The organism is Nocardioides sp. J54, assembly GCF_000519005.1.
Classification (GTDB): Bacteria; Actinomycetota; Actinomycetes; order Propionibacteriales; family Nocardioidaceae; genus Nocardioides.
In genome coordinates, this window is the sequence record NZ_JAER01000047.1 from 1 (window position 1) to 23,639 (window position 23,639).

General features: G+C 71.3%; 20 protein-coding genes. 14 read left to right on the forward strand and 6 right to left on the reverse strand.

Annotated elements, in window-relative coordinates; genetic code table 11:
* Positions 1 to 480: 480 nt before the first annotated feature.
* Complete coding sequence (locus tag NOCJ54_RS0120250; RefSeq protein WP_028656933.1) at positions 481 to 1,620, reverse strand: PucR family transcriptional regulator; 1,140 nt, start codon at positions 1,618 to 1,620, stop codon at positions 481 to 483.
* An 82-nt stretch (positions 1,621 to 1,702) separates the two neighbouring features.
* Here NOCJ54_RS0120250 and NOCJ54_RS0120255 point away from each other — a divergent pair, with 82 nt between their 5' ends.
* Positions 1,703 to 2,626: a proline dehydrogenase family protein gene (locus NOCJ54_RS0120255; protein WP_028656934.1), complete on the forward strand. Its 924-nt coding sequence runs from the start codon at positions 1,703 to 1,705 to the stop codon at positions 2,624 to 2,626.
* Positions 2,627 to 2,670: 44 nt separating this feature from the next.
* Complete coding sequence (gene pruA, locus NOCJ54_RS0120260) at positions 2,671 to 4,308, forward strand: L-glutamate gamma-semialdehyde dehydrogenase (RefSeq protein ID WP_028656935.1); 1,638 nt, start codon at positions 2,671 to 2,673, stop codon at positions 4,306 to 4,308.
* 587 nt (positions 4,309 to 4,895) lie between these two features.
* On the opposite strand, the gene NOCJ54_RS0120265 is transcribed toward pruA, so the two are convergent.
* The 3 genes from NOCJ54_RS0120265 to NOCJ54_RS0120275 form a co-directional block, all read right to left on the reverse strand.
* Complete coding sequence (locus NOCJ54_RS0120265) at positions 4,896 to 6,062, reverse strand: glycoside hydrolase family 6 protein (protein WP_028656936.1); 1,167 nt, start codon at positions 6,060 to 6,062, stop codon at positions 4,896 to 4,898.
* A gap of 311 nt (positions 6,063 to 6,373) precedes the next feature.
* Positions 6,374 to 7,333: a 2-hydroxyacid dehydrogenase gene (locus NOCJ54_RS0120270; protein ID WP_028656937.1), complete on the reverse strand. Its 960-nt coding sequence runs from the start codon at positions 7,331 to 7,333 to the stop codon at positions 6,374 to 6,376.
* A 47-nt stretch (positions 7,334 to 7,380) separates the two neighbouring features.
* The gene (locus tag NOCJ54_RS0120275; protein WP_084255525.1) at positions 7,381 to 8,715 is read right to left on the reverse strand and encodes an FAD-dependent oxidoreductase; all 1,335 of its coding nucleotides are present in this window, start codon (positions 8,713 to 8,715) and stop codon (positions 7,381 to 7,383) included.
* A 76-nt stretch (positions 8,716 to 8,791) separates the two neighbouring features.
* Here NOCJ54_RS0120275 and NOCJ54_RS0120280 point away from each other — a divergent pair, with 76 nt between their 5' ends.
* Positions 8,792 to 9,712 (forward strand): LysR family transcriptional regulator, encoded by a 921-nt coding sequence (locus tag NOCJ54_RS0120280; protein ID WP_036519024.1) that lies wholly within the window; start codon positions 8,792 to 8,794, stop codon positions 9,710 to 9,712.
* A 370-nt stretch (positions 9,713 to 10,082) separates the two neighbouring features.
* On the opposite strand, the gene NOCJ54_RS0120285 is transcribed toward NOCJ54_RS0120280, so the two are convergent.
* Complete coding sequence (locus NOCJ54_RS0120285) at positions 10,083 to 10,979, reverse strand: phenylalanine 4-monooxygenase (RefSeq protein ID WP_028656940.1); 897 nt, start codon at positions 10,977 to 10,979, stop codon at positions 10,083 to 10,085.
* Between the two features lie 90 nt (positions 10,980 to 11,069).
* Here NOCJ54_RS0120285 and NOCJ54_RS27295 point away from each other — a divergent pair, with 90 nt between their 5' ends.
* From NOCJ54_RS27295 to NOCJ54_RS0120340, 11 genes are all read left to right on the forward strand, one after another.
* The gene (locus NOCJ54_RS27295; RefSeq protein ID WP_232221847.1) at positions 11,070 to 11,501 is read left to right on the forward strand and encodes an Lrp/AsnC family transcriptional regulator; all 432 of its coding nucleotides are present in this window, start codon (positions 11,070 to 11,072) and stop codon (positions 11,499 to 11,501) included.
* 111 nt (positions 11,502 to 11,612) lie between these two features.
* Positions 11,613 to 12,437, forward strand: coding sequence for an SDR family NAD(P)-dependent oxidoreductase (locus tag NOCJ54_RS27300; protein WP_036519007.1), 825 nt, complete (start codon positions 11,613 to 11,615; stop codon positions 12,435 to 12,437).
* Positions 12,438 to 12,447: 10 nt separating this feature from the next.
* Positions 12,448 to 13,233: an SDR family NAD(P)-dependent oxidoreductase gene (locus NOCJ54_RS0120300; RefSeq protein ID WP_028656941.1), complete on the forward strand. Its 786-nt coding sequence runs from the start codon at positions 12,448 to 12,450 to the stop codon at positions 13,231 to 13,233.
* A gap of 318 nt (positions 13,234 to 13,551) precedes the next feature.
* The gene (locus NOCJ54_RS27305; protein ID WP_051486201.1) at positions 13,552 to 13,911 is read left to right on the forward strand and encodes a type II secretion system protein; all 360 of its coding nucleotides are present in this window, start codon (positions 13,552 to 13,554) and stop codon (positions 13,909 to 13,911) included.
* Positions 13,912 to 14,016: 105 nt separating this feature from the next.
* Positions 14,017 to 15,123, forward strand: a complete 1,107-nt coding sequence (locus NOCJ54_RS0120310; protein WP_036519010.1) for a type IV pilus twitching motility protein PilT — start codon at positions 14,017 to 14,019, stop codon at positions 15,121 to 15,123.
* A 14-nt stretch (positions 15,124 to 15,137) separates the two neighbouring features.
* Positions 15,138 to 16,871 (forward strand): GspE/PulE family protein, encoded by a 1,734-nt coding sequence (locus NOCJ54_RS0120315; protein ID WP_084255527.1) that lies wholly within the window; start codon positions 15,138 to 15,140, stop codon positions 16,869 to 16,871.
* Between the two features lies 1 nt (position 16,872).
* Entirely contained in the window at positions 16,873 to 18,078 is a 1,206-nt protein-coding gene (locus NOCJ54_RS0120320) for a type II secretion system F family protein (protein ID WP_028656944.1), read from the forward strand.
* Positions 18,078 to 18,551, forward strand: a complete 474-nt coding sequence (locus tag NOCJ54_RS0120325) for a type IV pilus modification PilV family protein (protein WP_028656945.1) — start codon at positions 18,078 to 18,080, stop codon at positions 18,549 to 18,551. Before NOCJ54_RS0120320 ends, NOCJ54_RS0120325 begins: the two co-directional genes overlap by 1 nt.
* On the forward strand, positions 18,539 to 19,198 hold the full coding sequence (locus tag NOCJ54_RS27310; RefSeq protein ID WP_036519013.1) for a PulJ/GspJ family protein: 660 nt from the start codon (positions 18,539 to 18,541) through the stop codon (positions 19,196 to 19,198). Before NOCJ54_RS0120325 ends, NOCJ54_RS27310 begins: the two co-directional genes overlap by 13 nt.
* Positions 19,195 to 21,345 carry a hypothetical protein gene (locus tag NOCJ54_RS0120335; protein WP_028656946.1) on the forward strand — a complete coding sequence of 717 codons (2,151 nt, stop codon included), beginning with the start codon at positions 19,195 to 19,197 and terminating at the stop codon, positions 21,343 to 21,345. The genes NOCJ54_RS27310 and NOCJ54_RS0120335 overlap by 4 nt, the downstream gene beginning before the upstream one ends.
* Positions 21,346 to 21,398: 53 nt before the next feature.
* Entirely contained in the window at positions 21,399 to 22,142 is a 744-nt protein-coding gene (locus NOCJ54_RS0120340; protein ID WP_198020286.1) for a prepilin peptidase, read from the forward strand.
* Positions 22,143 to 22,169: 27 nt separating this feature from the next.
* On the opposite strand, the gene NOCJ54_RS27315 is transcribed toward NOCJ54_RS0120340, so the two are convergent.
* On the reverse strand, positions 22,170 to 23,615 hold the full coding sequence (locus NOCJ54_RS27315) for a serine/threonine-protein kinase (RefSeq protein ID WP_051486204.1): 1,446 nt from the start codon (positions 23,613 to 23,615) through the stop codon (positions 22,170 to 22,172).
* Between the last annotated feature and the right edge of the window lie 24 nt (positions 23,616 to 23,639).

Below are 23,639 nucleotides of genomic sequence, written 5' to 3' on the forward strand. Positions count from 1 at the left end.
GGCGCCGCCGGCCACCGGGAGTCCGGTCCTGCCAGCCGCCGGGAGCCCGGAACAGGTGCTGCCAGCTGCCGGTGGTTGAGGTGCGAGGCCGCCCGGGGCCGAGCCTCGAAACCTCCGGTCCTGCGCGCCGGGTTGTGGTGGGCACAGTCCGCCCCGCAGGCCCGGTGGTTTCGAGGCTCCTCGGTGGCGCTCGTCGCACCTCAACCACCGGGAGCAACGCTCGGACCCACCTACGTCCGGCTTGCCGCCAGGCGGACCCAGCCATCTGCTGGAGGCAACTGCGCGCGCGGCAGCGCTGCGCCCGCGCCGAAGGCGCGTCGTGCGACGCCCGCGGGCCGAGCGACAGCGAGGTCCGTGCGGCGAGCACGACAGGCGACGCGCTCGCGCAGAGGGCACAGCGAGGCTCCTCGCTGGCGCTCGTCGCACCTCAACCACCGGGAGCTTGGCCCGTCGCGCCGGGCTGTGGCGGTCGCAGTCGGCTCAGGTCAGGAACGGGGCGAGCTCGACGGCGAGGTGGAGGCGCAGGCGGTCCTGGCCGCGGGCGAGGTCGCAGCCGGTGGCCTGTTGCACCTGGGCGAGCCGGTGGTAGACGGTCTGGCGGTGCACGGCGAGGCGGTCCGCCGTACGTGACGCGCTGCCGGCCTCGTCCAGCCAGACCCGCAGCGTGGCGAGGACGTCGGGGCTGGCGGTGGCGAGGAAGCGGGCGACGGCGGGGTCGACGACGGCGGCGGCGAGGTCGTCGTCGCGGGCGACGCCGAGCAGGGCGAGCGGGCCGAGGGAGGCCCAGGTGACGACGCTGCCGGGCGGACGGGTGCGCGCGACGCGCAGGCCGGTGCGGGCGCCGCGGAAGGTGGTGGCGAGGCTGTCGATGTCGGGTACGACGGGCCCGACGGCCGCGCGCGTGACGGAGTCGAGGTGGTCGAGCCGTCGCCCGATGCCCAGCGCCGTCAGCAGCTCGTCGGTCCCGGAGACCCCCTCCACCAGCCGGGCGCGGACGACCGCGGCGACGACGTCGCCGGTGCGCGCCCAGACCACGCCGGGGCGGGCCGGCCGGCTGGCGACCTGGTCGGCGAGCTCGGGGCGGTCGACGAGCACGCACGCCAGCGGCTCGTGCAGGTCGAGGCCGGCGGCGTCGGCGAGGTCGGCGGCGGACTCCCGCGCCGCGAGGCGTCCGCCCTCGACGAGCTCGCGGAAGAGTGCGTCGCGCCGGGCCTGGCGCCGCTCGGCGACCGACAGCAGGTGGGCAGCCGACTCGGCGATCCGTGCGGCCTCGGGCCAGGTGGCCGGGTCGATCCGCTCGTCGGGGTCGAGCAGCCAGAAGTACCCCTGCACCCGGCCCAGGTGCCGCGCCGGCACGCACAGCCGCGCCACGATGCCGAGCCCGGCGTCGCCCGGCGTCCGCAGCGGTCCCTCGGCCTCCTCGATGCCCTGGCCGCGGAACCACGCCCGCACGTCGTCGGTCGCGTGGCGCTGCAGGATCGAGCGCTGGCGCACGGTGTCGACGACGTCGTCGGCGCGGTGGTCGGAGAAGGCGATCAGCCGGAACTCCGCGTCCTCGAGCGTGCACGGGGCGTCGGTCAGGCGCGCCATCTGCTCGGCGAGGTCGTCCAGCGTCGTCACTGTGCAAATGTCGCACATCTACGGCCACAAGCCGTTACGGATGTCTGTTTGCCGTGGCCCGGGTCACTCGTAGCGTGGAAGCATGCTCAGCCAGACGCTCAACCGCGCATCGCGCAGCACGACGGCCCGCCGCGCGGTGGAGTCGTTCCCGCTCACGCGCAAGGTCGTCGACCGGTTCGTGCCGGGCGAGACCACCGCCGACGCGATCGCCGCGACCCGGGAGCTCGTCGCCGCGGGCCGCAGCGTCACCATCGACGTGCTGGGCGAGGACGTGCTCGACATCGCCGGCGCCCGGGCCACCCGCGACGCCTACCTCGACCTGCTCCGCGCCCTCGCCGACGCCGGCGTCGCCGAGGGCAGCGACGTGTCCCTCAAGCTGTCCGCCCTGGGCCAGGCCCTCCCCGACGGTACGACGGTCGCCACCGAGCACGCCGCCGAGATCTGCGACGCCGCCGGTGCCGTCGGCTGCACCGTCACCCTCGACATGGAGGACCACACCACGGTCGACTCCACGCTGGAGATCGGCGCCGACCTGCGCCAGCCGTACCCGTGGATCGGCAACGTGCTGCAGACCAACCTGCGTCGTACCCCCGGCGACATCGCGGCCCTCGAGGGCACCGGCGCCCGCATCCGCCTGGTCAAGGGCGCCTACCGCGAGCCGGAGTCCGTCGCGCTGCAGCGCAAGGCCGACGTGGACCGGGCCTACGAGGCCGCGGTCGACGCGCTGATGGCCTCCGACTGCTACCCGATGATCGCCACGCACGACCCGGCGATGCTCGACCGCGCCGTCGCGCAGGCGCGCGCCACCGGCCGCGGCGAGGACCGCTGGGAGGCGCAGATGCTCTTCGGCGTGCGCCCCGACCTGGAGCAGCGGATGGTCGACGCCGGCCACCGGATGCGGGTCTACCTGCCCTACGGCACCGACTGGTACGGCTACTTCATGCGCCGCCTCGCCGAGCGGCCCGCCAACGTCGGCTTCTTCCTGCGCGCCCTCATGCACCGCTGAACCCCCAGACAGCTGAACCGAACGAGTCGAACGGAAGGACTGACATGGACGCCATCACCGCCCCGCCGGCTCCCGTCAACGAGCCCAACCTCACCTACGCGCCCGGCAGCGCCGAGCGCGAGGCGCTGGCCGCCGAGATCGAGCGGCTCTCCTCGACCACCCACCAGCTCGACGCCCACATCGGCGGCGAGCGCGTCACCGGCGGGGGTGACGAGATCCAGGTCGTGCAGCCGCACGCGCACGCCAAGGTGCTCGGGGTGATGCGCAACAGCACCACCGACGACGCCAAGGCGGCCATCGACGCGGCCCGCGAGGCCGCCCCGGGCTGGCGCGACCTGCCCTTCGACGAGCGCGCGGCGGTGATCCTGCGCGCAGCTGAGCTGCTCGCCGGCCCGTGGCGCCAGCGGCTCAACGCCGCGACCGTGCTCGGGCAGTCGAAGACCGCCTTCCAGGCCGAGATCGACGCCGCCTGCGAGCTGATCGACTTCTGGCGCTACAACGTCCACTTCGCGCGGCAGGTGCTCGCCGAGCAGCCGATCGCCAACAGCCCGGGCATCTGGAACCGCACCGACCACCGCCCGCTCGAGGGCTTCGTCTACGCGATCACCCCGTTCAACTTCACCGCGATCGCCGGCAACCTGCCGACCGCGCCGGCGCTGATGGGCAACACCGTCCTCTGGAAGCCGTCGCCCACCCAGCAGCTCGCCGCGTCGCTGACGATGGAGCTGCTCGAGGAGGCCGGCATGCCGCCGGGCGTGATCAACATGCTCCCCGGCGACGGGCTCGCGGTCTCCGAGGTCGCGCTCGCGCACCCCGACCTGGCCGGCATCCACTTCACCGGCTCGACCGCCACCTTCCAGGAGCTGTGGCAGACGGTCGGGAGCAACCTGACGTCGTACCGCACCTACCCGCGGCTGGTGGGGGAGACCGGCGGCAAGGACTTCGTCATCGCGCACCCGTCGGCCGACCCCGACGTGCTGAGGACGGCGCTGATCCGCGGCGCGTTCGAGTACAGCGGGCAGAAGTGCTCCGCCGCCTCCCGCGCCTACGTGCCGGCGTCGCTGTGGTCGCGGATGGGTGACGACCTGGTCGCGGAGACCGACGCGCTCGCCGTCGGTGACCCGACGGACTTCTCGAACTTCACCGGCGCGGTCATCGATGCCCGCGCGTTCGCCAAGCACGAGGGGGCGATCCAGCGCGCCCACGAGGCGCCCGGCCTGCAGGTCGTCGCCGGCGGCACCGTCGACGACTCGGTCGGGTACTTCGTCCGCCCGACGATCGTGGTCGCCGAGGACCCGGCCGACGAGATGTTCTCGACGGAGTACTTCGGCCCGATCCTCGTCGTCCACGTGTACGACGACAGCCGGTCCGGCGCGTTCGAGGAGGTCGTGACGCAGGCGGAGTCGGCGGCGCCGTACGCCCTGACCGGCTCGGTGCTCGCCACCGACCGCCGCGCCATCGACTGGGCCAGCAACCAGCTGCGCTTCGCCGCGGGCAACTTCTACGTCAACGACAAGCCCACCGGCGCCGTCGTCGGTCAGCAGCCCTTCGGCGGCGGCCGCGCCTCCGGCACCAACGACAAGGCCGGCTCCGCCCTCAACCTGCTGCGCTGGACCTCCCCGCGCTCGATCAAGGAGACCCTGGTCCCGCCCACCGACCACCGCTACCCCCACATGGGCTGACCCTGCCCCACCACCGCGAGGTGTGGGTTGTGGCTGCGCGAGGTGTGGGTTGTGGCTGCGCGAGGTGTGGGTTGTGGCTGCACGACGTGTGGATTGTGGCGCCCCGACGTGCGCCGTACGGCGGCGGGGAATCGAACCCCGCAGCTCCGGAGCAGCAGGGCCACTGGTTTCGAGGCTCGGCGCTGGGGCGCCTCGCACCTCAACCAGCGGCGGTCGGTCGGTGCTGCGTGCTTCCGGTGGTTGGGGTGCGACGAGCGCCAGCGAGGAGCCTCGAAACCTCCGGGCCTTCCTGGCGGGCTGCGGTGGGCACAGTGGGGTGCAGCGGGGCCACTGGTTTCGAGGCTCGGCGCTGGGGCGCCTCGCACCTCAACCAGCGGCGGCGGCGACGACATGCGGGCAGCGACGACATTGCGGCCCGCTCCGCACCGCCCCCCAGCCGTCGGAGCGGGCCGCAAAGTCTTCTCCCTCGGGCGCCCTCCGCGCCCCGGTGCGCCGAACCGGAGCCCGGCGCGGTCGTCGCGGTACCCCAGCCTGCGTCGTCTGATCCCTCCCTGGCGCCCATCGGATGTGATGGGCGCCGGGGAGGTCTACTTGTTGAAGCGGGTGTACGTCGCCATCCGCAGCATGCGGCCCTTGGTCTTGCTGTCGTTGCCGCCCTGCTGCATCCAGCGCCAGCCACGGCCGAACCAGAGGTAGCCGTCGACGTACGTGCGGGCCTCGCGGCGCAGCTTCGGCTTGCCCTTGCCGAGGCCGAGCTTCGCGGCCTCCGGGCCGAGCGGGTTGCTGGTCGGCCGGTGGCCGATGGTCTGGCAGACCTTCTCAGTGCGCGAGCGGCAGGTCGGGGTGTTGTCGAACTGGTAGAACTCGTTGCCGGTGGCGCGGTAGCGCGGCCCCCAGCGCTTGTTCCACTGCTGCCAGGTGAACGGCGTGCCGTTGTCGGCGGTGTCGATGATCGCGCGCTTGCCGCGGTAGCCGGCGCGGGCCAGGGCCTTCGAGAGCTTCGCGGCGAAGGCGACGTTGTCGGCGACGGAGTCGTAGTGCGTGGCGCCGAGCGCGAAGCCGCGGACGTGCTTGATGCCGCTGCCCTTGAGCAGCTTGACCGCCTCGTCGACGTACAACCAGTCGGCGGAGCCGGCGTCGATGTAGATGGTCTCGTTGCGCAGCGTGGTGGAGAGGTACTTCGCCGCCCACGCCGTCATCTTCTTGCGCAGCCGCGGCGACGGGTCGGGCATGGTGCGGCCGTCGGCGCCGTGGTTGGCGGAGATCGCGAGGTCGGGCTCGAGCACGATCACGACGCGCGCGTCGCCGATGCCGGCCGCGATCTTGCGGATCCACGACTGGTAGCGGGTCATCGACCACGACATCTTCGGCCGCTTGCCGCGCACGACCTCGCCGTCGGGCCAGAGCCCGAAGATCGCGAGCTGCGCGACGGCGTCCGGGTCGTCGCGCTGCACGTCGGCGATGTACGACGACACGATCCGCCGCGCGTCGCTGACGTTGCACGCCTTGCAGTTCGCGAACCAGCGCACCCGCGGCGTCAGGGCGATCCGGCCCAGCCGCCTCTTGCGGGTGGCGTCACGCTCGCCGAGGTAGTTCAGCAGCTCCGGGTTCGCCTTGGTCGCGATCGTCGAGTGCGGCCAGGAGCGTCCGTCCCGCAGCGGGTTCGACGGGTTGAGCGGGTCGGCGCCCGCCGGCTGCGCGGCGAGCCCGAGCAGCACGGCGAGGGCGAGGAGGGCGGGGAGGAAGCGGCGCATCCTCCTCCCGTCGGCACGGCGGGCCGCCACCTGAGGCCTCACTGCTTGACCGCCCGCGCCGGGCTCGTGGCCGCGACGCTCGGGAGCAGGACCAGGCATGTGTACCTCCAGCGTCGTTCCCGAGACGCGGTTGCTTCAGGTCCGTATTAAGTCGGACGACGGCAGTCCTGTCCCCGGGTCTTGCCAAAGGCTCCGTAAAATCTCGGGCCCGGGTGGCCACGCCTCACACCTCGTGCCGCAAACCTTCGCACCTCGCGGTGCAAACCCTCACACCTCGCGGTGCGAACCCTCACACCTCGCGGTCGAGAGCGTCACACCTCGTCGGCCATCTCGGGGACGGGGGTGCGGAGGCGGCCGGTGCTCCACCACAGGGCGAGGTTGTCGAGGGTGAGGTCGGCCATGGCGTTGCGGGTGGGGACGGTGGCGGAGGCGACGTGGGGGAGCAGGACGACGTTGGGGAGGGCGCGCAGCTCCTCGGGGACGTGCGGCTCGGTGGCGAAGACGTCGAGGCCGGCGGCCCCGAGGCGGCCGTCCTGCAGCGCTGCGACCAGGGCGGGCTCGTCGACGACGGAGCCGCGGGCGACGTTGACCAGCACGCCGTCGGGGCCGAGGGCGTCGAGCACCTCGCGGTCGACCAGGGCGGCGGTCGAGGCGCCGCCGGGCACGATCACCACGAGGTTGTCGACACCGGCGGCGAGCTCGGTGGCGGAGGCGGCGTAGCGGTACGGGACGCCGGGCACCTCGCGGCGGTTGTGGTAGGCCACCTCGCAGCCCATCGCGTCCACGAGCGCGGCGAAGCGGCGCCCGATCCGGCCCAGGCCGAGGATGCCGACGCGGCTGCCGGCGACCTGGCCGGTCAGCGGGAAGCCCTCCTGCGACCAGCGCCCCGCACGCACGAAGGAGTCCGCCTCGACGAACCGGCGCCGGGTCGCGATGAGCAGCCCGAGCGTGGTCTCCGCGACGGCGTCGTCGAGCACCCCCGGCGTGTGGCTGACCAGCACCCCGTGCGCGAGGCAGGCGTCGACGTCGACGTTCTCGTAGCCGACCCCGTGGTTGACGACGACCTGCAGCCGCGGCAGCGCCGCGACGAGGTCGGCGTCGACCAGGCCGTTGCCGGTGCACGCGATCGCGACGACCCGGTCCGCGTGCTCGGCGAGGAAGGCGTCGCGGCCCTCGTCGGGCAGGTCCAGGACGTCGTACGACGCCTCGAGGCCCTCGTTCATCCGCTTGCTCAGTCGGGGGATCCGCAGGACGGCACCGGTGCGTGTCACGGCACCAACCTACGAGCCGCTCCCCACCGGGCGGGCAGGGCGAGAGGTCAGCCGCGGCCGGCGGCCAGCATCTCCTCGCGCGTGGCGACCTTGACCCGCGCGCGACCCTCGGCCTCGCCCAGGGCGACCTCGTGGGCGTCGAGGAGCTCCCACGAGGTGTGGGTGGCGACCTCGACGTCGCGCCCGGCGAGGTACGCGTCGACGTCCTCGGGACGCCGCGCGGTCGCGGTGGGCGTGGTCTCGGCGAGCAGGTGTCCGACGGTCTCGGCGGCGTCGGACTTGGTGTGCCCGATCAGGCCGACCGGCCCACGCTTGATCCAGCCGGTGACGTAGGTGCCCGGGATCGGCTGGCCGTCCAGGCCGAGGACCCGGCCGCCGTCGTTCGGGATGACCGCGGCGCGCTCGTCGAAGGGCAGGCCCGGCAGCGCGCTGCTGCGGTAGCCGATCGCGCGGTAGACCTGCTGCACGTCCCAGTCGGTCACCTCGCCGGTGCCGTCGACGTTGCCGTCGGCGTTCGGCGAGTGGGTGCGCTCGGTGCGCAGCGTGGTGACCTTGCCGTCGGCGTCGGTGACGATCTCGACCGGCGCCTCGGCGAAGTGCAGGTGGATCCGGTGCGGCTTGCCGACCGGGTCCGCGCCGACCCAGCTGGTCAGCGTGTTGAGCACCATCTTCTGCGACTTGTGCTGTGCGATGTGCTCCATGCCGTGCGCGTCGACGTCGAAGCCCTCAGGGTGCACGATGACCTCGACGTTGGGGGAGTGGTTGAGCTCGCGCAGCTCGAGCGGGGAGAACTTCGCGTACGCCGGGCCGCGGCGGGCGAAGACGTGCACGTCGGTGATCGTCTTGGCCTTCAGCCCGGCGTGGACGTGGGCGGGGATGTCGGTCACCAGCATCTCGTCGCCGGTCTTGGCGAGCACGCGTGCGACGTCGAGGGCGACGTTGCCGACGCCGATCACCGCGACGCTCCTCGCGTCCAGCGGCCAGGTCTGCGGCACGTCCGGGTGGGCGTCGTACCAGCTGACGAAGTCGGCGGCGCCGTACGACGCCTCCTCACCCGGGATGCCCAGGTCGCGGTCGGCCATGGCGCCGGTCGCCACCACCACCGCGTCGTAGAACTCGCGCAGGTCCTCGAGCTTCACGTCGACGCCGTACTCCACGTTGCCGAGGAAGCGGACCTCCGGCTTGGCGAGCACCCGCTGGAGCGCCTTGATGATCTCCTTGATCCGCGGGTGGTCCGGCGCGACGCCGTAGCGCACCAGACCGAAGGGGGCGGGGAGCCGCTCGATGATGTCGACCGAGACCGGGGTCTCGGACTTCGTGAGGATGTCCGCGGCGTAGATGCCGGCCGGGCCACCGCCCACGATCGCAACGCGAAGAGTCATGCCACCGAGTCTGCGGATCCGCGGCGCCCGGCGGAACGAGGTCGTGGTTGGGTGCTCACAAGGTAGGCTTGTGAGCATGTTGGGGCCGCACGTCCCGGAGCTCCGGGCGCTGGAGCTGCTCGTCGTCGTCTCCCGGACCGGGAGCCTGGGCGCCGCGGCGGCCGAGCTCGGCATCACCCAGCAGGCGGCGTCGTCGCGGGTGCGGACCATGGAGGCGCTCGTCGGGGAGCCGCTGGTGACCCGCAGCAAGCGGGGATCGGAGCTCACCCCGACCGGTGAGCTGGTCGTGCAGTGGGCCGACCGGGTGCTCGACGCCGCGCAGGAGCTCGACGCCGGCATCACCGCGCTGCGCGCCGACCGCCGCAGCCACCTCGACATCGCCGCGAGCCTCACCATCGCCGAGCACATGCTGCCCGGCTGGCTGGTCGGCCTGCGCACCGAGCAGGTCAAGCGCGGCCAGCAGCCGACCGAGATCACGATGACCGCCACCAACACCGCCCGCGTGGTGGAGATGGTGGGCGCAGGTGACGTGACGCTCGGGTTCGTCGAGGGCCCCGACGCGCCGCGCGGCCTGCGCCACCGCCTCGTGGGCACCGACGAGCTGCTCGTCGTGGTCGGGCCGACCCACCCGTGGGCGCAGCGCTCGCGCCGGCGGGTCAGCGCCACGACGCTGGCCGCGACGCCGCTGGTGGTGCGGGAGGTCGGGTCCGGCACCCGCACCGTCCTCGAGCGGGCGCTGGCCGACCTGCCGATGGCCGCGCCCGTCCTCGAGCTGTCCAGCACCGCGTCGGTCCGGGCGGCCGTGGCGGCGGGAGCGGGCCCGGCCGCGGTCGGCGCCCACGCCGTGCGCGACGACCTGGCGACGGGCCGCCTGGTCCAGGTCGCCGTCACCGGCCTCGACCTCACCCGCCGCCTGCACGCGGTGTGGAAGGGCGGTCCGACCCCGCCGGAGGGCCCGGCGCGCGAGCTCGTCGCGTGGGCCGCCCGCCGTCACTGAGCCGCGGGTCAGCGGGACAGCGGGAGAGCGGATCAGCGGGTCAGCGGGGCAGCGGATCCGAGGACACCGCCGGACCTTGCCGTCGCCGGGCGCCGGACGTCTACTGGACGGTGCGCCGGGGACCGGGCCGGCGCGGCAGCAGGGAGGGAATCAGCCCGGTAGCAGCAGTCACGGACCCGCTCGAACCGCCAGCCGGGACGAGCGGGTGGTGGCGGCGTTCGTGCCCGACGGACCTGCGGTGGGGCCGTTTCCTGCGGGCCGGGTTCGTCAGGCACGACCGCGCCGTGACGGACCGGCGCGCCCGGGTGGGATGCGGGCGTGCCGGCCCGGGGCCGGCAGCCCCGGCCGGGTGTGGCCGCCGGGCGCGTCCTCAGGTGTGGGCCGGGTGGCGGGCCTGCAGCTCGGCGATCGAGTCGTCGGTGCAGTCGGCCCAGAAGGAGCCGACGACGTCCTCGATCTGCGCGAACGACTCCGCGACGTAGAGCACGTCCTGGTAGTCGGTGATGTCGTAGATCTGGCTGCCCATCTCGCCGATGTCGAGGGGGCGGATGTTCATCCCGCGGAAGGCCTCGATCTCGCCGGGGGAGGACAGGATGCCGGCGCCGTACGCCTTGAGCTCCCCGGCCTCCCACAGCACGCCGAACTCGAGGGTGAACCAGAAGACCTTGCTGACGAACTCCAGCGCGTCCGTGCTCTGCACGCGCCGCGAGGCCTGGCCGGCGAGCTCGTAGAGCGCGGTGAAGCGCGGGTTGGCGAGGGTGTTGCCGTGGCCGACGACCTCGTGCAGCACGTCGGGCTCGGGGGTGTAGAGCGGCACCGAGTGGTGGCGGACGTACTGCGTCGACCAGAACGCCTTGTCGGCGAGGGTGCCGTAGAACTCGCGCAGCGGCACCAGGCCGGCGGCGGGCTGGTAGCGGAAGCCGGTCAGCGGCTTGAGCCACTCGGTGACCTCGGAGAGCTGCGGGATGTGGTCGATGGGCAGGCCGAGCGACTCCTTGCCGTCGAGGAACTCGCGGCAGGCGTACTTGCGGTGCTTGGTCACCAGCGCCTCGCTCACCACGCGCCACACCTGGTGCTCGTCGTCGGTGTAGGGGGCGTACGGCGGGGGCGTGCCCGGCTTCCAGTTGTTGGCCAGGGTCGCGAGCGCGTCGCGACGGGCGCGGTAGGCCGGGTCGGCGAAGCCCGGGTGGTCGGCCCCGAGGTGGACCTTGAGCGAGCCGTCCTCGTCGGTGGTGACGGGCGCGAAGTACTGAGCTTCCTCGAACATGGCTGCAGTGTGTGACGCGGGCCACGAGATCGCCAGTGCGCCGAGACGAATGGTCGCGCTCGCCGGGTCCGCGGTGGCAACATGTCTCGCATGGACGCCGTCGACACCGCGATTCTGGACGTCTTGCGCGCCGACTCCCGGACGTCGATCCGCGACGTCGCCGCGCAGGTCGGGATCAGCCGCGCCAACGCGTACGCACGGGTCAAGCGGATGGTCGACACCAGGGTGATCCGGTCGTTCACGATCGACGTCGACCCGGCCGCGGTGGGGCTCGGCCTGTCGGCGTACGTCCACGTCCGGACCAAGCAGAACTCCTGGAAGTCCTTCCGCAAGAAGGTGTGGCAGCTCGAGGAGGCGGCGCACGTCGCGCTGGTCACCGGCGACTTCGACTGCGTGATCCTCGTCCGCGCCCGCGACGCCGACCACCTGCGCGAGCTGGTGCTGGAGCGGATCCAGTCGCTGCCCGAGGTGATCGCCACCCAGACGGTGCTGGTCTTCGAGGAGCACGTCGGCCAGACCTGAGGTGGACCTGATGACGTTTTCCCGCGGTTGCTGGCCGTTGCAAACGTCAACAACCGCGGGAATCCCCGGCCAGGCGGGGATTCCTGCAACCCGAAACGATAACCTGTTCTAGTGCAGAGACTCGAAGGACGCGTCGCGGTCATCACCGGGGCGGGCAGTGGCATCGGCCGGGTGACGGCGCAGCGGCTGGCGCGGCGGGGGTGCGACCTGGCACTGGTGGACCTCAAGCCGGACGGGCTGGAGGAGACCGCGCGGCTGGTCGAGGCGGAGGGGCGGCGCGCGACGACGCACCTCGCGGACGTGTCCGACGCGGAGCGGATGGCCGAGCTGCCCGACGAGGTGCGCGAGCACCACGACGTCGTCCACGTCCTCGTCAACAACGCCGGCATCACCTCGGTGGGCGCCTTCGCCGAGGAGCGGCTGGAGGACATGCGGCTGCTGGTCGACGTCAACGTGTGGGGCGTCGTGCACGGGTGCCGGGCGTTCCTGCCGGTGCTGAAGCAGCAGGACGAGGCGCACATCGTCAACGTCTCCAGCATGGCCGGGCTGATGGGCCTGCCGCACACGGCGACCTACGCGCTGACCAAGGGTGCGGTGAAGGCGTTCTCCGAGGCGCTGCGCGGCGAGCTTGCCGGCACGTCGGTGGGCGTCTCCGTCGTCTTCCCCGGCACCCACCGCACCGGCATCGCCGCCGGCGCCCGCGGCGCGGACGGGGCCCGGATCGCGAAGGTGTCCCAGGGGCCGCTGGCGGTGCTGATGCCGCCGCCGTCGTTCGTGGCGCGGCGGATCGTCAAGGCGATCGCGAAGGACCAGCCGCGCGCGGTCGTCGGCCCGGACGCCCGGGTCATCGACCTCGCCTCGCGGGTCGCTCCGGGCCGGACCCGGCTGATCGGCCGCGTCACCGGCAGGCTGTCGTCCCACGGAGCCGACGGGTAGGACCAGGGGAGTGGCGCACCGGCGGGCGTTCGTCTTCGGCGGCTCGGAGGGCATCGGGCTCGCCGTCGCCGAGCGCCTCGCCGCCGGCGGCACCGAGGTCGTCGTGCTGTCCCGCTCGCAGGACAGGCTGGACGCCGCCCTGGCCCGGCTGGGCGCCGGCGCGCACGCCCGGCGGGTCGACGTCACCGACGCCGACGCCGTCGGGCAGGTCGTCGACGCGCTGGTCGGGGAGGTCGGCGTGCCCGACCTGGTCGTCACCACCGCCGGCTACGCCCGGCCCGGCTGGCTGGACGAGCTGCCGGCCGCGGACGTCACCGGCATGGTGGCGACGAACCTGCTCGGCACGATCCACGTCGCACGGGCGGTGCTGCCGCACCTGCGCGCCGCCGGCGGCGGGACGATCGTGACCACCTCCTCGATAGCCGGACTCACCGGCCTCTTCGGCTACACCGTCTACAGCGCCACCAAGGCCGGGGTCGTCGGGTTCTCCGAGGCGCTGCGCCGCGAGGCGAGGCCGTACGGCGTGCGCGTGCTCGTGCTCTGCCCGCCCAACACGCTCACGCCCGGCTTCGAGGAGGAGAACCGCCACAAGCCGGCCGAGGTGCTCGCCGCCGAGGAGAGCGTGCGGACCTTGACGCCGGAGCAGGTCGCCGACGCGCTGGTGGCCGCCTTGCGCCGGCGGCGCGGCTTCCTGGTCGTCCCGGGCCGCGACAGCCGGCTGGCCGCGCTGACGATCCGGCACCTGCCGGCGGTCGTCGACCGCGCCCTGCGCCGACCGGCTGATCAGATCCGGTAACGACGTGCCGGAAGCCCGTAGATGGGGGCGTTCCGGCGGTCAAACCCCCGCCGAGACGGGATCTGCGGGACCTTGGTCCCTGGTGTGGTCTGCGGGGACGGGCGGCGCGGAAGTATGGGTGAAGGAAGGTTCTCACCGCAGCCGAACCATCGGATCCGATAGTGCAAGGGCGCACCATATCCGGGTTCATCGTGGAAGAAAAGTAAAGAAATCCGGAACTGCCAGACGGCTCGGCGCAGGGCGGCGTTTGATCGTCGTCGTGGCCTCGGGGCCCCAACCTCTCTCCTGTTGAACTCTCTCCCTTGAAGGGGTACTGGCATGCGCCGAACCATCGACCGCCTCCAGGCGGCCCGCCGCGGGGACCGCGGCTTCACGCTCATCGAGCTCCTGATCGTCATCGTCATCCTCGGCATCCTGGCCGCGGTCGTCGTCTTCTCCGTCCGTGGCATTACGGACCGGGGTGACGTCTCCGCTTGCAAGTCGAACGTCAAGACCGCTGAGGTCGCCGTCGAGGCCTACTACGCCAAGGAAGGCTCCAACCCGGCCGACCTCGCGACTCTCGTGGACGACTACCTGAAGTCGGACCCGAGCGCGAACACGGTCGACGAGAAGCAGCGCGTCGCCTACGACAACAACACCGGTGCTGTCACGCCGGTGACGGCGAACTGCGGCGAGTGACGGCGAGCTGAATCTCCCATGCGAGCTATGAGGGGCCGTCGCCTAGGCGGCGGCCCTTCACGGCTGCCTGACGATTAGTGCTGTTCCACTTCCAGAGGGGCCATCGTGTACCACCACCTCCACCGCATCGGTGACCGCATCGACCAGCTGCTCGCCGCGCTGTGGGAGGTGCGGGGCACCGACCTCATGCTCACCGTCGGCCTCCCGCCGATGATCCGGGTCGACGGCACCCTGCGCCCCGTCCCCGGCCAGGCGCCGCTCGGCGTCGACGACACCAACTCACTGCTCGCCGAGGTGCTCACCCCCGAGCAGGCCGCCGCGTGGGACACCCGGCACGAGTACGACTTCTCCTTCTCCTGGCGCGAGCACGCCCGGATCCGCGGCAACGCGTTCACCCAGCGCGGGCTGACCGCCGTCGCGCTGCGGATGATCCCGCGCCACGTCCCGACGGTCGACGAGCTCGGCCTGCCGCCGGCGCTGCGCGACCTCTCGATGAGGCACCAGGGCCTGATCCTGATGACCGGGCCGACCGGGTCGGGCAAGTCGACCACCCTGGCCTCGCTCGTCGACCTGATCAACACCAACCGCGGCTGCCACATCATCACCGTCGAGGACCCGATCGAGTACGTCCACGACCACAAGATGGCGGCCGTCAACCAGCGCGAGGTCGGCACCGACACGGCCACCTTCAACGACGCGCTGCGCTCCGTGCTCCGCGAGGACCCCGACGTCCTGCTGGTCGGCGAGATGCGCGACCTGGAGTCCATCCAGTTCGCCCTCACCGTCGCCGAGACCGGCCACCTCGTCTTCGCGACGCTGCACACCAACGACACCGCGCAGTCGCTGGGCCGGATGATCGACGTCTTCCCGGCCGAGCAGCAGGCCCAGATCCGGGTCCAGCTCGCCGCCGCGCTCAGCTGTGTCGTCTACCAGCGGCTCATCCCGAAGATCGGCGGCGGGATGACGGCGGCCTACGAGGTGCTCGTCGCCACCCCGGCGGTGCGCAACCTGATCAAGGAGGGCAAGACCCACCAGCTGCGCAACTCGCTGGTGACCGGCGCCCAGGACGGGATGATCACCCTCGAGCAGTCACTCTCCCGGCTGATCCAGGAGGGCGTGGTCAGCGAGGAGGAGGCGGTCGCACGCAGCCTCTATCCCAAGGACATCGAGGCCCGCCCGCGCTACACCACCGCGGCCTACAACGGGCGCTGAGGACAGGACCCGGGATGAGGCTCAAGGGACGTCACGCCAGGACCGAGGCGCCGGCCGCCGCGCCGCGCACCGACGAGGACGACGACCGGCTGGGCCGGATCCTCGTCAAGGCCGGGCTGGTCCAGCCCTACCAGCTGGACGCGGTGCGGGAGCAGGACGGCCCGCTGGCGCAGAAGCTGATCTCGTCCGGCGCGGTCAGCGACGACGCGCTGGCGCGGACTCTCGCCGAGCACCACGGCGTGCCGCTCGCCGACTTCCGCACGCTGACTCCCTCGGAGGATGCGGTTGCTCTGCTCACTCGCGAGCAGGCGACGACCCTGCAGGTGCTTCCGGTCGCAGTCGACGACGAGGCGGTGACGGTCGCCGTGCTGGACCCGGCGCCAGAGCGGGTGTCCGCGGTCGCGGCCGTCCTCGAGCGGCCGGTCCGGGCGGCTGTGGTGACCGCCCGCGACCTGGAGCGGGGCCTGGCCACGTCCTACCGCGCGACCCGGGAGGTCAGCGGACAGATCCAGGCCTTCGAGGCGAAGGACGCCCTGCGCAAGGACGCCTCCGACCTCGACGACGTCAGCGCCAACGAGAACGCACCCGTGGTCCGGGTGGTGCAGTCGATCATCACCCAGGCCCTGCGCGACCGCGCCTCCGACATCCACGTCGAGCCGACGGGGGAGCGGGTGCGGGTGCGCTACCGCATCGACGGTGCACTCACCGAGGTGCTCGACCTGCCGGCCTCGATCGGCCCGGCGATCGTGTCGCGCGTGAAAATCCTCGGCGGGATGAACATCGTCGAGCGGCGCCGGCCGCAGGACGGCCAGATCTCGATGGAGGTCGACGGCCGTGAGGTCGACATCCGGGTCTCGACCACCGCCGTCGTGGGCGGGGAGAAGGTCGTGATGCGGGTGCTCGACAAGAGCCGCCCGCTCTTCAAGCTCGAGCAGCTCGGCATGCCTGCGGACACGGCCGAGCGCTACTCCCAGCTGATCCACAACCCGTTCGGCATGGTGATCTGCGCCGGCCCGACCGGCGGTGGCAAGACCACGACGCTCTACGCCTCGCTCGGCGAGCTCAACAGTCCCGAGAAGAACCTGATGACGATCGAGGACCCGGTGGAATACACCTTCGACTCGATCAACCAGATCCAGATCAACGAGGCAGCCGGCATCACCTTCGCCGGCGGGCTCAAGTCCATCCTCCGCCAGGACCCGGACGTGATCCTGGTCGGCGAGATCCGTGACGTCGACACCGCGCGGATCGCGGTCCAGTCGGCGCTGACGGGCCACTTCGTGCTGTCGTCGCTGCACGCGACCGAGGCCGTCTCCGCGCTCTACCGCCTGCTCGACATGGGCATCGAGGCCTTCCTCATCGCCTCGTCCGTCACCGCAGTGGTTGCGCAGCGCCTGGTGCGGCGCAGCTGCACGTCCTGCCTCGAGCCCTACCAGCCGACGCCGGACGAGCTCGCCTTCCTCCGCCAGTTCGGCGGCGAGGAGCCGGCCGGCGGGTTCAGGCACGGCACGGGTTGCCACTTCTGCGCGCACACCGGCTACCTCGAGCGGATCGGGGTCTACGAGATGCTCGTGGTCACCGACGAGGTGCGGGAGCTGATCGTCGACCGGGCGCCGCACGACCAGATGCGCAAGCTCGCCCGCAGCCAGGGCATGCGCACCCTGCAGGAGCAGGCCGCCCAGCTGGTCAGCCAGGGCACGACCACGGCTGCCGAGGTCATGCGTTCCATCTACGTGGCAGGAGTCTGAGATGCCCAAGTTCGCCTACGTCGGTGTCGACCTCAGCGGCCAGAGCGTCAAGGGGACCACCAAGGCTGCCAGCCGCGGTGACGCGGAGGTCGCCCTCTACGAGCGGGAGCTGCGCGACCTTCGGGTGCACGAGAAGAAGAGCATCCTGCAGTACGAGATCTCCGGCCCGCGGATCAAGCGCGAGCACGTCATGCACCTCTCCCGGCAGATCGCCGCCTTCCTCCGGGCCGGCCTGCCGATCCTGGACGCGGTGCACTCGATCGGCGAGGAGAGCGAGAACTCCTCGGTGCGCCGGATGATGCACGACATCGAGGACGGCCTGCGCACCGGTGAACGTTTCTCCGACACCCTCGAGCGCTACCCCAAGGTGTTCCCGGAGTTCTACCGCGGCATCGTGCGCTCGGCCGAGCTGACCGGTGAGCTCGACACCGTGCTGTCCCGCCTTGCGGTCTACCTCGAGCGCGACCTCGAGGCGCGGCGCAAGATCAAGTCGGCCATGATGTATCCGATGGCGGTGGCCGGCATGTCGGTCGTCACGGTCCTCGTGCTGGCCATCTACGTGCTGCCGAAGTTCGAGGTGTTCTTCAACGACCTGGGCGCAGAGCTCCCTCTCCCGACTCGAATGCTACTCGGGTTCACCGACTTCCTGGGCAACTGGTGGTGGGCGCTGGCGGCCGGCTTCGCGACATGGGCGCTGCTGTTCGTCATCTCGCAGCGTTTCGAGCGAGGCAAGTACGCCTGGCACGCCTTCCTGCTGAAGGTCCCAGTGCTGGGGGAGGCCATCCAGTACGCGCTCGTCGAGCGCTTCTGCCGCGTGATGGCGTCCATGGTCAGCGCCGGCGTCAACCTGCCCGAGGCGATTCGCGTGGCCACCGACTCCCTGCGCAACCGGGTCTTCATCAAGCGGCTGAACGGCGTGACCGAGCAGATGCTGGAAGGCCAGGGCCTTGCGGGACCGCTGGCCCGGACGGGGCTCTTCCCAGGCACGGCCACGTCGATGCTGCGGGTCGGCGAGGAGACCGGATCGATGGACACCCAGCTCGAGGTGACGGCGGAGTACTACGAGGACGAGCTCGACTACAAGATCGCCAAGCTCACCTCGCTGTTCGAGCCCGTCGTCATCATCGTCATGGGGGGAATCGTCGGGTTCGTCGCGATCGCGCTGGTGTCGGCCATGTACGGCATCTTCAACCAGGTGGACGTCTGATGGAGCCACGTCGACGGCGCCTCGATGACCAAGGGGTCACCCTGGTCGAGACACTGGTCGCCATCGTCATCCTCGGCATCGCGGCCGTGGCCGTCCTCGCCGGTTTCCAGATGGGCGTCACTGCCTCGGACATCCACCGCAAGCAGACGACCGGCGGTGCTTACGCACGCAGCTATGCCGAGGCGCTCCAGAAGCACCTGACCGAGACTCCGGCTGCGTGGGTGGCGTGCGCGGCGCCGCACACCTACGACGTTGAGGACCTGCCGGCCCCGCCACCTGACTGGCCTCCTGGCTACCAGGGCCTCCACACGCAGACCACGCCTCTGACCGCCTACGACGGGAACGGAGGATCCTGCGGCCCGAACACCGCTGTCCGCATCAAGCTCGAGGTGAGCAGCCCGGACAGTCGCGCGGTCGAGACCCTCGATCTCATCCTGCAGCGACCCTGTGGAGGTGACGCGTGCACGCCGTGATGAACGAACCAACGGAGGCGCGTGCGCGCAGCAGTCGGGGAGACGCCGGCTTCACCTTGATGGAGCTGGTCGTCACGGTGGCGATCATCGGCATCATCACGACGGCACTTTCTGGCGTGGTGATCGCGTTCTTCAAGAACACGGCCGAGACCCAGGCACGGCTGACTGAGTCGCACGACGTCCAGCTCGCCGCCGCCTACTGGCAACGAGACGTGGCCAGCATCGGAACCCGGGTCACGGAGCCCGAGGCGGACACGGGGCTGTACCCCATCGCCGACTGGGCTGATGCCGTCCCGTGCGGAAATGTGCCACTTGGATACACGCCCGTCGTCACTCTCAGGTGGGGCGAGTACCAGTCGCCGGACCCGGCGGTGCCAGCGAACGTCGTCCGCGTGACCTATGCGGGCAAGAGTCTCGGAGATGACCGCTTCGAGCTGGTCCGAGCTCGATGTGGCAGCTCGCCATCTGTGGTGCGCGTTGCCAACAACCTCAAGGCCCTTCCAGAAGTGCTGTGCGACGGCGGTGCGTGCGCGCCGGGTGACCCCGCGCCTCGGATCATCACCATGAAGCTCACGGCCTTCGACACCAGCGAACGACACAGCGGCCACTACACGGCGACGCTGACCGGCGAACGGAGACAGTCATGACGGCAGGCAACTGGCTGCGCGCCTACCGGCTTCGCCGGAGAACCCTCGGCGACTCCGGAACGGTACTGATCATCGCCTTGCTGATCACGACGGTGATCGCGGTGGTGGTCGGAGCCCTGCTGACGCGTGGGGAAGGGTCACTTCGCGCGAGCGTCCAGCTTCGCCAAGTCGCAGGGCAGACCTATGCGGCCGATGGGGCAGCCAACGTCGCCATCAACGCGCTGCGTACGGGCTACTCTCCCGGAGCTGTTGAAGACGAGAACTGGGTCTACACGAATGGTCGCATCAAGAGCGACGAGACCCTCCCGTACGAAGGCTGCTTCGGGTGGGACGCGGCGGACGAGCCGATTGACGGAATCCTCCTGGCTGACATCTACCCGGCGTCGAAGTCCAGCGACCTCGCAGACACGAGCGCGTACGTGAGGTGCACACCTGAGTACGACACCGGTGACCGGGGACCTGTCGTTCCGATCAATAGCAGCAACAAGCCGGGCTATGCGATCGTCACGCTGGGCGGCAACGTTGCTGAAGTCACGGGCAAGGACCCTGGTCTTGTCGTCAAGGGTGGTATCTATGCCAACGGCAGTGTGACGGGCAAGGTCAATGTGATCGCCGGCGGCATCCGAGCAACGGGGAGCTGCAACGGCGCCCAGGTCGTCGCTTCCCCGAAGAACTGCAATTCGGGGCCGCCGATCCCCGACCCGAACTACAACCCGGAGATCGCCGCCGTTCCGGCCTGGGTGAAGCCGCCCACGGGATGCACTGACGACGTCGCTGTGTTCTCTCCCGGGTACTACGACAGCGCAAGCGAGCTGAACGCCGCTACCAACCTCTGCGGGACTCTCTGGTTCAAGCCAGGGAACTACTACTTCGACTTCCACAACGACGCATGCGCGAACGTCTGCCCGTCTTCCCTCTTCGGCAGCGGCGGCAACGTCTGGACCATCAACAACAAGAAGATCGTGGCCGGCACCCCGGAGGGTGGAGGAAACCTGCCGAGCAGTCCGACGATCCCCGGCGCCTGCGTGAACCCGATCGACAGCGTTGACGCTGTGGGCGTTCAGTTCGTCTTCGGCGGAAGCAGCCGAATGTATGTCGACCAGAACTCGGAGATCGAGTTCTGCGGCACCTACCACCCCGACCGGCCGCCCATCGTCTTCTACGGGCTCAAGACCGGAAGCACGCCGGCTCCAGCCTCAGCCAATGCTCTCGTTGCTACCACGATCGAGTCGCCCGGCGGGTTCACCAACGCCACCGCCGGCCGTGTCAATGCTGCCGATGGTGGACAGCCCGTCGACGCCTCGAAGGTTGCGACCTGGAACAACACGGGCTCGGGTGCGCAGACGACGACGCTCTCGCTCGGGGGGTTCACGCCGACTACCCCGGTGCCACCGGGAGCCATCGTCACCTCGGCGACCCTGCGGGTCACCCACGCGGACTCGGCCAACAATCCTTCGGCCCGGGTCGCGATCAAGGTCAACGGCGCTTCGACCTACACGACGCAGGTCAACCTGCCGACCCACACCGCCAACTCCACGGACGGTGGCGCGGCGGGTCTGGCGATCACGGGGGCCTCGCTCACGGACCTGCAGAAGCAGGTGCGCGAGTTTGGCTACTCCGGCGCGACGGTCGACTACGTCGCCGGAATGCGCAACGCCGGGACTGCGCACCTCGACGCCATCAGTCTTGACCTGACGTACTACGTACCGGTCCTTCGGGGCGAGGTGGGGACGTGCGTGGGGAACGGCACGTGCTGGCTCATCGACATGAAGCAGGGCAACGCGAAGAACCAGATCTATTTCCAGGGCACGACCTACGTCCCGCTCGCCGACGTGCGACTGCTCGTCGGAAACTTCAACACCGAGATCATGAGGTTCGGGCTCATTGCCAACCGCTTGGACATGGGTTTCTGGAACGGAAACTCCTCGCAGACCGAGCCGGTCATCGAGATTCCCGACAACTCCCCGGGCTTCGGCGTCAAGAGCACGGTTGTGCAGCTGGAGATCTTCGTCTGTCCCAACTCCGGCAGTTGCTCGGATTCGGGAACGCCAGCCCTGACCACCCGCGTGCAGCTCTGGGACCCGGACGGTAGTCCGACCAAGAACGAGCGATCGATCCGAATCCTGAGCTGGAGCCACAACCGCTGACTGAGCAACAGTTCCTCGACCTCGCCGTCCCGGCGTTCGCGTTCGTCCTCGGGTTGGCCATCGGGTCGTTCCTCAACGTCGTCGCGCACCGGGTGCCGGCGGGGGAGTCCGTCGTGCACCCGCCGTCGGCGTGCCCGCGGTGCGGGCACGAGATCCGGAATCGGCACAACGTGCCGGTGCTCGGGTGGCTGGTGCTGCGGGGGAGGTGCTTCGACTGCGGGGAGCCGATCAGTGCGAGGTACCCCCTGGTCGAGCTGGGCACGGGCGTGGCGTTCGCGCTGGTGGCGCTGCGGCTCGGGGCCGACGAGCAGGGGCTGCGGCTGCTGCCGGCGTACCTCGCGTTCGCGGGCATCGGCATCGCGCTCGCGCTCATCGACCTCGACCACAAGCGGCTGCCGGACAAGATCGTGCTGCCGTCGTACCCGGTCCTGGCCGGGCTGCTGCTCCTCGGCTGGGACGGTGACGCGCTGCTGCGGGCGCTGATCGGCGGGGCGATCCTCTTCGTGTTCTTCTTCGCGGTGTGGTTCGCCGCGCCGGGCGGGATGGGGTTCGGCGACGTCAAGCTGTCCGGGATCGTCGGGGCGATGACCGCCTATCTGACGTGGGGGACCTTCCTCGTGGGCGCGTTCATGGGTTTCCTGCTCGGCGCCGTGGCCGGCGTGCTGCTGATGGCCGGCGGGAAGGCCGGGCGCAAGACCGCCGTGCCGTTCGGGCCGTTCATGATCCTCGGCGCGTGGACGGCGATCCTGGGCGCGGGGGAGCTGGGGGACTACTACCTGGAGCTGATCGGCTTCTGAGCCGGAGGCCGGTGCCCCTGGCCGGGCTCAGGCGGCGGCTCGGACGTCGTCGATCGCGGCGCGGATCCGGGCGTCGGCAGCCGGGGTGACCTCGCGGTCACCGGGTCCCTTGCCCTTGTCCTTGCCGGGCCCCTTCTTCCCGCTGTCGCCGGCGGCCTCGTCCAGCTTCTTCACCATGTCGTCGAGGGCCTTGTCGACGTCCCGGGCGACCTTGTCGGCGGGCTCGTCGCCGCCCGCGACCTCGCGCAGGTCCTCGACCTTCTTCGCCAGGTCGTCGGCGGTCTTCTCGTCGATGCCGCCGGAGCGGGCCTCGTCGTCGACGACCTCGTCCAGGGCGGCGACCGCGGCGGCCAGGTCGCTCGGCGCCGGCTCCTGCTCGGGGGACGACGGAGGGGGCGGTGCAGGCTCGGTCGCCCCGGCGTCGTCCGTGGCGTCCGTCCTGTCCGTGGTGGCGCTCGGGCTGGCCGGGGCGGCGGCGGTGCGGGTCGGCTCGTCGTCGCCGAGGAGGGCGACGAGCAGGACCACCAGGAGCACGAGGGCGGCGAGGGCCGCGGCGCCGGCGACGAGCGCGACCGGCAGCCGGCGACCGCTCCCGGTGGTCGGCAGGACGGCGGTGCCCGGCACCTGCGGGCCGGCGGCGGTGAGCACGGCCGTCGACGCGACCTGCCCGGTGTCGCGTCCCAGCAGCGCGGCGAAGCCGTCGGCACGGCGGGCAGGGTCCTTCGCCAGCAGGTCGTCGACGATGGCGTCCAGCCGGGGCGGGACGTCGGGGCGGCGCTCCCGCACCCGCGGCGGCGCGTCGTCGAGGTGCTGGCGCAGCACGGCCAGCGGGTGGTCGGCGGTGAACGGCGGCGACCCGGTCAGCAGCGTCATCAGGGTGCAGCCGAGCGCGTAGAGGTCGCTGGCCGGCGTCGCGGTGTCGCCGCGCGCCTGCTCGGGGGAGAGGTACGGCGCGCTGCCGACGACCATCCCGGTCGCGGTGACCTGGGTGGCGGTCGACTCGGCCACGCGGGCGATGCCGAAGTCGACGACCTTCACCCGGCCCTGCCGGTCGAGCACGAGGTTCCCGGGCTTGACGTCGCGGTGCACGACACCGACGCCGTGCACCGCCTCGAGGCCGGCCGCGGCCTGCGCGGCGAGCTCCTCCGCCCGCTCCGGGCTGAGCGGCCCCTCGCGGCGGACCAGCTCCGAGAGCGGTGGGCCGGGGAGCAGCTCCATGACGAGGTACGCCCGCTGCCCGTCCGTGCCGGCGTCGTACACGGCGACGACGTGGGGATGGTTGAGCGAGGCGGCCGCGCGGGCCTCCTGCTGGAAGCGGCGCGTCGCCGGGGCGTCCCCGTCGGTGGCGTCGACGACCTTGACCGCGACGTCCCGGCCCAGCGAGCGGTCCAGCGCCTGCCAGACCTCGCCGTTGCCGCCGCGGCCGATCAGCCGCTGCAGCTCGTAGCGTCCCGCCAGGACGTCGGTGCCCATGACGCCATTGTCGCCGGACCCCGC